This is a genomic window from Pseudomonas sp. NY15372, assembly GCF_048068215.1.
Taxonomy (GTDB): domain Bacteria; phylum Pseudomonadota; class Gammaproteobacteria; order Pseudomonadales; family Pseudomonadaceae; genus Aquipseudomonas; species Aquipseudomonas guariconensis_A.
On sequence record NZ_JBLUPY010000013.1, the window covers coordinates 106271 to 116550 of the forward strand.

The following is a 10280-nucleotide window of genomic DNA, read 5'->3' on the forward strand; positions in this document are numbered from 1 at the left end:
CTGGGGGGAGGAGGGTTCCGCGATAGCTGTCCTCATGCAGCCATCCCCAGGCATGCACCCCTGCTATCACGACAATAGCGAACGGTGGTTGTTCTGGAACCTGCGAAGTAGGACAATTATCGGCTTCTCGTCACAACCAGCGACCTTGCATGGCCTTTCTTGCACTTGGTATCAACCATAAGACTGCCTCGGTAGACGTACGCGAGCGCGTGGCGTTTACGCCAGAGCAGCTGGTCGATGCCCTGCAGCAGCTCTGCCGACTGACCGCCAGCCGCGAGGCCGCGATCCTGTCGACCTGCAACCGCAGCGAGCTCTATATAGAGCAGGACCACCTGGCCGCCGACGCGGTGCTGCAATGGCTGGCCGAGTACCACCAGCTGAGCCTCGACGAGCTGCGCGCCAGCGCCTACATCCATGAGGAGCACGATGCTGTCAAGCACATGATGCGCGTCGCTTCCGGCCTGGATTCCCTGGTGCTCGGCGAGCCACAGATTCTCGGTCAGATGAAGTCCGCCTACGCTGTCGCCCGCGAAGCCGGCACCATCGGCCCGCTGCTGGGGCGCCTGTTCCAGGCCACCTTCAGTGCCGCCAAGCAAGTGCGCACTGACACCGCCATCGGCGAAAACCCGGTTTCGGTGGCCTTCGCCGCCGTCAGCCTGGCCAAGCAGATCTTCAGCGACCTGGGGCGCAGCCAGGCGCTGTTGATCGGTGCCGGCGAGACCATCACCCTGGTCGCCCGCCACTTGCACGAGCAGGGGGTGCGCCGGATCGTCGTGGCCAATCGCACCCTCGAACGGGCCAGCACACTGGCCGAGCAGTTCGGGGCCCATGCGGTGCTGTTGTCCGACATTCCCCAGGAGCTCGCCAACAGCGACATCGTCATCAGCTCCACGGCAAGCCAATTGCCGATCCTCGGCAAGGGCGCAGTGGAAAGCGCGCTGAAGCAGCGTCGGCACAAGCCGATCTTCATGGTCGACATCGCCGTGCCGCGGGATATCGAGCCGCAGGTCGGCGAGCTGGACGACGTCTACCTCTATACCGTCGACGACCTGCACGAAGTGGTCGCGGAAAACCTCAAGAGCCGCCAGGGCGCAGCCCAGGCCGCCGAGGAACTGGTGTCGGTGGGCGCCGAGGACTTCATGGTGCGCCTGCGCGAGCTGGCTGCCGTGGATGTGCTCAAGGCCTACCGCCAGCAAAGCGAGCGCCTGCGCGACGAAGAACTGCAAAAGGCCCAGCGCCTGCTGGCCAATGGCGGCAACCCCGAAGAGGTGCTGGCCCAGCTGGCGCGTGGGTTGACCAACAAACTCCTGCATGCGCCCAGCGTGCAACTGAAAAAGCTCTCCGCCGAAGGCCGCCTCGATGCGCTGGCCATGGCCCAGGAACTCTTTGCCCTCAACGAGGGCTCGACGGACAAGACCCCGCAATGAAAGCGTCGCTGCTCAATAAACTGGACACGCTCCAGGACCGCTTCGAGGAACTCACCGCCCTGCTGGGCGATGCTGAAGTCATCACCGACCAGACGCGTTTTCGCGCCTATTCGCGCGAGTACGCCGAAGTCGAGCCGGTGATCGACGCCTATAAAGAGTGGCGCAAGGTCCAGGACGATCTGGAAGGTGCCCAGGCGCTGCTCAAGGACAGTGACCCAGACCTGCGCGAGATGGCCGTCGAGGAGGTCCGCGAGGCCAAGGAACAGTTGGTCGGCCTGGAGTCGCAGCTGCAGCGTATGCTGCTGCCCAAGGACCCCAACGACGGTCGCAACGTGTTCCTCGAAATCCGCGCCGGTACCGGCGGCGACGAGGCGGCGATTTTCTCTGGCGACCTGTTCCGTATGTATTCGCGCTATGCCGAGAAACGTGGTTGGCGCCTGGAGATTCTCTCGGAGAACGAAGGCGAGCACGGCGGCTACAAGGAAATCATCGCCCGGGTCGAGGGCGAGAGCGTGTACGGCAAGCTCAAGTTCGAGTCCGGCGCGCACCGCGTGCAGCGGGTGCCGGAGACCGAATCCCAGGGCCGTATCCACACCTCCGCGTGCACCGTGGCCGTGCTGCCCGAGCCGGACGAGCAGGTCGCCATCGAGATCAACCCGGCCGACCTGCGGGTCGACACCTACCGCGCCTCCGGTGCCGGTGGTCAGCACGTCAACAAGACCGACTCGGCGATCCGCATCACTCACTTGCCCACCGGTATCGTGGTCGAGTGCCAGGAGGAGCGGTCCCAGCACAAGAACCGCGCCCGGGCCATGTCGTGGTTGTCGGCCAAGCTCAACGACATGCAGACCAGCGCCGCGCAGAATGCCATCGCCAGCGAGCGCAAGCTGCTGGTGGGCTCGGGCGACCGCTCCGAGCGCATCCGCACCTACAATTATCCACAGGGCCGGGTGACCGACCACCGCATCAACCTGACCCTGTATTCGCTCGACGATATCCTGGCCGGCGGTGTCGATGCCGTGATCGAGCCCCTGCTGGCCGAGTACCAGGCCGACCAGCTGGCCGCCCTGGGGGATTGAATGACCATCATCGCCAGCCTGCTGCACAATGCGCAGCTGCCGGATTCCCCGACCGCGCGCCTGGATGCCGAGCTGTTGCTCGCCGCGGCCCTGGGCAAGTCGCGCAGCTACCTGCACACCTGGCCTGAGCGCATCGTCGACAGCGAGGCGGCCGAGACGTTCGCCGGCTACCTGGCGCGTCGCCGTGCCGGTGAGCCGGTGGCCTATATCCTCGGCCAGCAAGGCTTCTGGAAGCTGGACCTGGAAGTGGCACCGCACACATTGATCCCGCGCCCGGAGACCGAACTGCTAGTGGAAGCGGCCCTGGCCCGAGTACCGGCTCGCCCTGCGCGTGTGCTCGACCTTGGCACCGGCACCGGCGCCATCGCCCTGGCCTTGGCCAGTGAATGCCCGGCCTGGCAGGTGACGGCGCTGGACCGCGTCCCGGAGGCCGTGGCCTTGGCCGAACGCAACCGTGAGCGCCTTGGCCTGGGCAATGTCCAGGTGCGCCTGAGCAACTGGTACGACGCCGTGGCCGGCGAGCGCTTCGACCTGATCCTCAGCAACCCGCCTTATATCGCGACAGACGACCCGCACCTGGTGGCCGGCGATGTGCGTTTCGAGCCCAGCAGCGCGCTGGTGGCGGGCGCCGACGGGCTGGACGACCTGCGCGTGATCATCGCCCAGGCGCCCGAGCACCTGCTGCCCGGCGGCTGGCTGTTGCTCGAGCACGGCTATGACCAGGCGGCGGCGGTGCGCGAACTGCTGGCCAGCCACGGCTTTGGCGAGGTGGCCAGCCAGCGCGACCTGGCCGACCACGAACGTATTACCATGGGGCGACTGCCATGCTGAGCGATCAGGAACTGTTGCGTTACAGCCGGCAGATTCTGCTGGCCCAGGTGGACATCGACGGCCAGTTGCGGCTCAAGCGCAGCAAGGCGCTGGTGGTCGGCCTGGGTGGGCTCGGCTCGCCGGTGGCCTTGTACCTGGCCGCTGCCGGCGTGGGTGAGCTGCACCTGGCCGATTTCGACACCGTCGACCTGACCAACCTGCAGCGCCAGGTCATCCATGACAGCGACAGCGTGGGCATGAGCAAGGTCGACTCGGCACTCAAGCGCCTGCAGGCGATCAACCCCGAGATCACCCTGGTCGCCCATCGCCAGGCACTGGACGAAGATTCGCTCGCCGCGGCCGTAGCAGCGGTCGATGTAGTGCTGGACTGCTCCGACAACTTTTCCACCCGCGAGGCGGTCAACGCCGCGTGCTTCGCTGCCGGCAAGCCGCTGGTCAGTGGCGCGGCGATTCGCCTGGAAGGGCAGTTGTCGGTGTTCGACCCGCGTCGGGACCACAGCCCTTGCTACCACTGCCTCTACGGCCATGGCAGCGAAGCCGAGCTGACCTGCAGCGAAGCCGGCGTGCTCGGGCCGTTGGTTGGCCTGGTCGGCAGCTTGCAGGCCCTGGAGGCGATGAAGCTGCTGGCCGGTTTCGGTGACCCCCTGGTCGGCCGCCTGCTGCTGATCGATGCCCTCGGCACGCGCATGCGCGAACTGCGGGTCAAGCGCGACCCGGCGTGCCCGGTGTGTGGCAGCCGGCATGGCTGAGCGCTCGGCGCCGGTAGGCGTGATGGACTCGGGAGTCGGCGGCCTGTCGGTGCTCGCCGAGATCCAGCGCCTGCTGCCCAACGAGTCGCTGCTGTATGTCGCCGACAGCGGCCACGTGCCCTACGGCGAGAAGTCCCCGGACTACATCCGCCAGCGCCTGCGTCACATTGCCGAGTTCTTCCGCGAGCAGGGCGCCAAGGCCATGGTGCTGGCCTGCAACACCGCCACGGTGGCCGCGGTTGCCGACCTGCGCGAGCTGTACCCAGATTGGCCCCTGGTGGGCATGGAGCCGGCGGTCAAGCCGGCGGCGTTGGCCACCCGTTCGGGCGTGGTCGGTGTCCTGGCCACCACTGGCACCTTGCAGAGTGCCAAGTTCGCGGCCTTGCTCGACCGTTTCGCCAGTGATGTGCAGGTGGTGACCCAGCCGTGCCCTGGGCTGGTCGAACGTATCGAAGCCGGCGACCTCGACAGCCCCGAGCTGCGCCAGCTGCTCTTGGGCTATGTGCAGCCTTTGCTGGCGGCCGGGTGCGATACCGTCATCCTCGGTTGTACCCACTATCCCTTCCTGCGCCCGCTGCTGGCGCAGCTGGTGCCCTCGGACGTGGCGATCATCGATACCGGCGCAGCCGTGGCGCGACAGCTGCAGCGCCTGCTGGCCGCGCGAAACCTGTTGGCCGAGGGGCCGGCGCGCGGGGCCGTATTCTGGACCAGCGCGCAGCCGCAGTCATTGGGCACAGTGCTGCCGCTGCTCTGGGGTGGGGCCGGGCCGGTTCATTCTTTCCCTCGGTGAAGGGGCTGCTGTGCTGCCCTTTCGCGGCACAAGGCCGCTCCTACAGGAATGCGGCCTTGCGCGCCTGGCTCAACCTTTCAGGGCCTGAAACGCCGCCAAGGCCCGCGCCCGGCTGTTGCCCAAGTCGACGATCGGCCGCGGGTAGGGCGCCGCGAACAGGTCGCCGCTGCCTCCGGGCTCATGCACCGCCTTGTCATCCAACCCCTCCAGCTCCGGCAGCCAGTGCCGGATGAACTGCCCTTGTGGATCGAAGCGACGCGACTGGCTGATCGGGTTGAAGATCCGGAAGTACGGCACCGCATCGGTCCCGGTGGACGCGCTCCACTGCCAGCCGCCGTTGTTGGCGGCCAGGTCGCCGTCGATCAGGTGGCGCATGAAGTGGCGCTCGCCCAGGCGCCAGTCGATCAGCAGGTTCTTGCTCAGGAACATGGCGACCACCATGCGCAGGCGGTTGTGCATCCAGCCGGTATGCAGCAGCTGGCGCATGGCCGCGTCGATCAGCGGAAAGCCGGTACGCCCGGCCTTCCAGGCCTCCAGGTCCTCGGGGGCGTCTCGCCAGGGTAAGGCCTCGGTGTGGGCGCGGAACGCCCGATGCCGGGCGACCTGTGGATAACCCACCAGGATGTGCTTGTAGAACTCCCGCCAGAGCAGCTCATTGATCCAGGTTTGTATGCCGGCGTTGCCGCTGTCCAGCTCGCCCTGGTTGCTGAGCAGGGCTGCGTGCAGGCAGTGGCGTGGCGAGATCACGCCGGCGGCGAGATAAGGCGAGAGTTGGCTGGTACCGGTTCTGGCGGGCAGGTCGCGCAGGCGCGGATAGTCCTCGACGGTTTCATCGATGAAACGGGTGAGGCGGCGCTGCGCTTCGTTTTCACCCGCCGGCCAATGCTCGCGCAGGCTTCGCATTGGAGCGGCAAAGCCGGGGAACCCTTGGGGGATCGGATCGCTGGCGATGCCGGTCGGCGCCTGCCTCCTCACGCGCGGGGCCAGGGGCGGCAGGCTCAGGCGCAGGTGTTCCAGGCATGCCTTGCGAAACTGGCCGAACACCTGGAAGTAATGGCCACTGCGGGTCAGTACCGCGCCTGGGCGCAGCAACAGTTGGTCGAGATAGCCCTGGGCTGCGATGCCGGCCTCGTTTAGCAACGCCTGGGTGCGTGCGTCGCGCTGCTGTTCGTTGACGCCATATTCCTCGTTCCAGTGCACGCCTTGCACCTTATAGTGCCGGCATACCTCCAGCACCGCCTGGGGCGCTTGCTGCCAGGTGTCGACCTGACGGATCAATAGCGGTATGTCGAGCCGCTCCAGCGACTGGCGCAAGGCCTGCAAATTACGCAGCCAGAAGTCGACCTTGCAGGCGGCATCGTCATGGGCCTGCCATTGGCCGGGGCTGGCCAGCCACAAGGCGATGGTTGGCCCGTGCGCGCAGGCGGCGCTCAACGCGTGGTTGTCCTCGACGCGCAGGTCGGTGCGCAGCCAGATCAATTGCATGGTGAAGCGCCTCGTCGGGTTATGCGGCAGCTGGGGAATGGAGGGCGGGTTGCAGATAGACCTGCTGCAGCAGGTAAGGGTCAGGATGTTCCTGCAAGTAGTGCCTGAGCAGTGCCAGGGGAACCGTCAGCGCCACACTGCCTTGTTGGTAGTGGCGGATGGTTTCCTGCAATTGGCTGCGCTCGTGCTGTGCCAGCACGGGGCGCAGGTAACCACTCAGGTGCTGCAGCACATTGGTGTGGGTGCCTCGGCTGGGCGTGTGCTGCAGGGCTTGCTGCAACTGGCTGAAATAATTCGCGCCGACCCGCTGCGGATCGTCATCACCGGACATGCTGCCCAGTAGGCGCCCCAGTTCACGGTAGGCCTTGGGGCTGCAGGCCATTACCAGGTACTTGTAGCGGGAGTGGAAGCGCACCAGTGCGCCACGGCTCAGGCCTTCGGCAAGCAGGTGCTGCCATTGCGCATGTGCCTGGGCTTGGAAGGGGGTGATGGCTTGGTTGTCTGCATCCTTCATCGCTGCATCCATAAAACCTGTACATGTGTATTTTTTTGTACAAGTCGATTTCAACACAGCAGCGGGGTTATGCAAGCGATTTTTAGGCAGGGCGCGCCGTGACTGGCCATTCGAGCGCGAGCACCGCCGCTGCGGTGCTTGGCTCAGGCCTGTAAAGGCGCGTTCACTCCAGATGCTCCAGCAGCCGCCTGGCGGCTTCCTGGCCACTGAGCCAGGCGCCTTCGACGCGGCCGGACAAGCACCAGTCGCCACAGGCATACAGGCCCAGGTCGGCATCGGCCAGGGCGCCCCATTCATGGTTGCCGGCCGGGCGGGCATAGAGCCAGCGGTGCGCCAGGGCAAAGGTAGGGGCGGGTACCACGCAGCCCACCAGCTCGGCGAACTCGCCCCACAGCTGTTCGATCACGTCTTCCTTGGGCAGGTCGATGTGCTGTTTGCTCCAACTGGACGTGGCGTGCAATACCCAGGTGTCCAGGTGTTCGTCGCGCCCGGGCTTGCTGCGGTTGCGGGCCAGCCAGTCGAGCGGGTTGTCCTGCACGAAGCAGCCTTGCATGGGGGTGTCGAGGGCGGACTGGAACGCCAGGGCGACTGCCCAGGTCGGTTCCATCTGCACGCCTGCGGCCACGGCGGCGAGCTTCGGCGTCGCGGCCAGCAGGGGTGTGGCCTGCGGCGCGGGCACGGCGATCACCACACGGCTGAACGGGCCGTGGCTGCAGCCTTCGGTGTCCTGCAGGTGCCAGTACTGTTTACCGCGGAACACTTCAGCGATGCGGCAACCAAAGTTCACCGTCACGTCCTTGAGCAGGCCACGGGTGATGGCGCTCATGCGTGGCACGCCTACCCAGCGTATCTGCTCGTCGGGGGAGGGCGTCAGCTCGCCGTCGCGGTAGTTGTACAACTGCGGCTTCCATTGCTCGGCCCAGCCTGCGGCGACCCAGTGCTGCACCTGCTCGACGAAGCGCCGGTCGCGCGCGGTGAAATACTGGGCACCGAGGTCCAGCGCACCGGCCTCGCTGCGCTTGCTGGCCATGCGGCCGCCGCTGCCATGGCCCTTGTCGAACAGGTGAACGGTCTGCCCGGCTTTCTGCAGGGCCTGTGCGGCAGACAGGCCGGCGATTCCGGCACCGATGATGGCAATAGGTACTGTCATGATGGCCTCTTCGAACCTTGCTGTTAGCAGACTACGCGGTCAGGAAAACCTGTACAATGCGCATTTTTTGTATAAGGTTATTCCGCTCGGTAGGGCAGGTTGGCCTATGTTTATCCGAGAGCATCCGGTCTAAAAAGTGCCTTTGTTCTTAAAAATAGACCACGGGCGCAGCTTGCGAGGACACAGCCATGCATATATTGCTGACCGGCGGTACAGGTTTGATCGGCCATCACCTCTGCCAGTACTGGCGCGACCAGGGGCATCGCCTGACGGTCTGGAGCAGGCGCCCCGAACAGGTGCCAGGCATTTGCGGTACGGGTGTGCGCGGTATCGCCCGTCTGGATGAACTGGCTGCGGACGACAGGGTGGATGCGGTGGTCAACCTGGCAGGTGCGCCCATCGCCGATCGCCCTTGGACGGCTGCGCGGCGGACCTTGCTGTGGGCCAGCCGCATCACCCTCACCGAGCAGTTACTGGCCTGGCTGGAAAGCCGCGAGCAGCGCCCCGAGGTGCTGCTTTCAGGCTCGGCAGTGGGCTGGTATGGCGATGGTGGCGAGCGCGAGCTGACCGAGGCGTCGCCGCCGGTGAAGGAGGATTTCGCCAGCCAGTTGTGCATCGCCTGGGAAGAAACCGCCCAGCGTGCGCAACGGCTGGGTATCCGCGTGGTGCTGGTGCGCACCGGCCTGGTATTGGCCAGCGACGGCGGCTTTTTGTCGCGCCTGCGCATGCCGTTCAAGCTGGGGCTGGGCGGGCCCTTGGGCGATGGGCGACAGTGGATGCCCTGGGTCCATATAGAAGACCAGATCGCCTTGATTGATTTTCTCTTGCAGCACAAGGACTGCAGCGGTCCTTATAATGCCTGCGCGCCGGAACCGGTGCGCAACCGCGAATTCGCCAAGCGCCTGGGCCGCACGCTGCATCGGCCCGCTGTGCTGCCGGTGCCGGCGCTGCTGCTCAAGGCTGGCCTGGGCGAGCTGTCGACGCTATTGCTCGGTGGCCAGCGCGCTCGCCCGGTTCGCCTGCTGGCGGCTGGCTTCACGTTCCGCTTCAACGATCTGCAATCGGCGCTGGACAACCTGTCCAGCCGCCTCTGACATAGGACGCTGCATGACCGATCACGCCCTGCTGCTGGTCAACCTGGGTTCGCCGGCCTCCACCTCGGTGGCCGACGTGCGCCGTTACCTCAACCAGTTCCTCATGGACCCCTACGTGATCGACCTGCCCTGGCCCGTACGGCGCCTGCTGGTGTCGCTGATCCTGATCAAGCGCCCGGAACAGTCGGCCCACGCCTACGCCTCGATCTGGTGGGACGAGGGCTCGCCCCTGGTGGTGCTGACGCGGCGCCTGCGGGCGGCGATGGCCGAGCATTGGCCCCATGGCCCGGTGGAAATCGCCATGCGCTACGGCGAGCCCGCCTTGCCCGAGGTATTGGAGCGCCTGGCGGCCCAAGGCGTGCGCAAGGTCACCCTGGCGCCGCTTTATCCACAGTTCGCCGACAGCACCGTGACCACGGTAGTGGAGCTGGCGAAGCAGACCATCGCTGAGCGCCGGCTGCCGCTGCAGATGCGCGTGCTGCAGCCGTTCTACGAACACCCCGACTACATCGAGGCGCTGGCCGACAGTGCCAGGCCGTACCTGGAGCAGGACTACGACCACCTGCTGCTGAGCTTCCACGGCCTGCCCGAACGGCACTTGAAGAAGCTCGACCCGACTGGCAAGCATGACTTCCAGGCCGCCGACTGCTGCAAGGATGCCAGCGCTCAGATGCGAGCAGTCTGTTATCGCGGCCAATGCCTGGCCACCGCGCGGGCGTTTGCGCAGAAGATGGGAATCCCGGACGGCAAGTGGTCGGTGTCGTTCCAGTCGCGCCTGGGGCGCGCCAAATGGATCGAGCCCTACACCGAGACGCGCCTGGACGAGCTGGGCAAGGCGGGGGTGAAGAAGCTGCTGGTGATGTGCCCGGCGTTCGTTGCCGATTGCATCGAGACGCTGGAAGAGATCGGCATGCGCGGCAGCGAGCAGTTCATCGAGGCGGGGGGCAAGGAGTTGGTGCTGGTGCCTTGTCTGAATGATCACCCAGAGTGGGTGAGGGTACTGGCGCGGATGTGCGAGAAGGCCTAAATGGCTGGGGCCGCGTTGCGGCCCTTTCGCGGGGCCAGGGCCCGCCGACAAGGGCGGGGGGGGCCCCCCGGGGCGCGGCCGGGGGGCGGGGCCCGGGGGGGCCCCCCCCCCCCGCGCGCCCGGATCCACCAGCG

9 protein-coding genes and 1 pseudogene are annotated in these 10280 nt (G+C 66.3%); 7 read left to right on the top strand and 3 right to left on the bottom strand.

The window, feature by feature from the left end:
* Positions 1 to 149: 149 nt before the first annotated feature.
* Genes hemA through murI form a run of 5 tightly spaced genes read left to right on the top strand, consistent with a single transcriptional unit; the run spans position 150 to position 4876 of the window.
* Positions 150 to 1427, top strand: coding sequence for a glutamyl-tRNA reductase (gene hemA / locus ACNFG0_RS12520; RefSeq protein ID WP_196143738.1), 1278 nt, complete (start codon positions 150 to 152; stop codon positions 1425 to 1427).
* The gene (prfA, locus tag ACNFG0_RS12525; RefSeq protein WP_196143737.1) at positions 1424 to 2506 is read left to right on the top strand and encodes a peptide chain release factor 1; all 1083 of its coding nucleotides are present in this window, start codon (positions 1424 to 1426) and stop codon (positions 2504 to 2506) included. Before hemA ends, prfA begins: the two co-directional genes overlap by 4 nt.
* Positions 2507 to 3337, top strand: coding sequence for a peptide chain release factor N(5)-glutamine methyltransferase (gene prmC, locus ACNFG0_RS12530; RefSeq protein ID WP_196143736.1), 831 nt, complete (start codon positions 2507 to 2509; stop codon positions 3335 to 3337). It begins immediately after the preceding gene.
* Positions 3331 to 4086: a molybdopterin-synthase adenylyltransferase MoeB gene (locus tag ACNFG0_RS12535; protein ID WP_416765039.1), complete on the top strand. Its 756-nt coding sequence runs from the start codon at positions 3331 to 3333 to the stop codon at positions 4084 to 4086. Before prmC ends, ACNFG0_RS12535 begins: the two co-directional genes overlap by 7 nt.
* Entirely contained in the window at positions 4079 to 4876 is a 798-nt protein-coding gene (gene murI / locus ACNFG0_RS12540) for a glutamate racemase (RefSeq protein ID WP_416765041.1), read from the top strand. Before ACNFG0_RS12535 ends, murI begins: the two co-directional genes overlap by 8 nt.
* Positions 4877 to 4945: 69 nt before the next feature.
* On the opposite strand, the gene phrB is transcribed toward murI, so the two are convergent.
* From phrB to ACNFG0_RS12555, 3 genes and pseudogenes are all read right to left on the bottom strand, one after another.
* A complete protein-coding gene (gene phrB, locus ACNFG0_RS12545) occupies positions 4946 to 6361 on the bottom strand; it encodes a deoxyribodipyrimidine photo-lyase (protein ID WP_416765043.1) in 1416 nt (471 codons plus the stop codon).
* Positions 6362 to 6380: 19 nt separating this feature from the next.
* A pseudogene (locus ACNFG0_RS12550) lies at positions 6381 to 6830 on the bottom strand (YbgA family protein); the annotation flags it as partial.
* A 208-nt stretch (positions 6831 to 7038) separates the two neighbouring features.
* Entirely contained in the window at positions 7039 to 8025 is a 987-nt protein-coding gene (locus ACNFG0_RS12555; RefSeq protein ID WP_084858583.1) for an NAD(P)/FAD-dependent oxidoreductase, read from the bottom strand.
* A 188-nt stretch (positions 8026 to 8213) separates the two neighbouring features.
* Here ACNFG0_RS12555 and ACNFG0_RS12560 point away from each other — a divergent pair, with 188 nt between their 5' ends.
* Complete coding sequence (locus tag ACNFG0_RS12560; protein WP_416765045.1) at positions 8214 to 9119, top strand: TIGR01777 family oxidoreductase; 906 nt, start codon at positions 8214 to 8216, stop codon at positions 9117 to 9119.
* A gap of 13 nt (positions 9120 to 9132) precedes the next feature.
* Positions 9133 to 10146, top strand: coding sequence for a ferrochelatase (gene hemH / locus ACNFG0_RS12565; protein WP_416765047.1), 1014 nt, complete (start codon positions 9133 to 9135; stop codon positions 10144 to 10146).
* Positions 10147 to 10280: the final 134 nt, after the last annotated feature.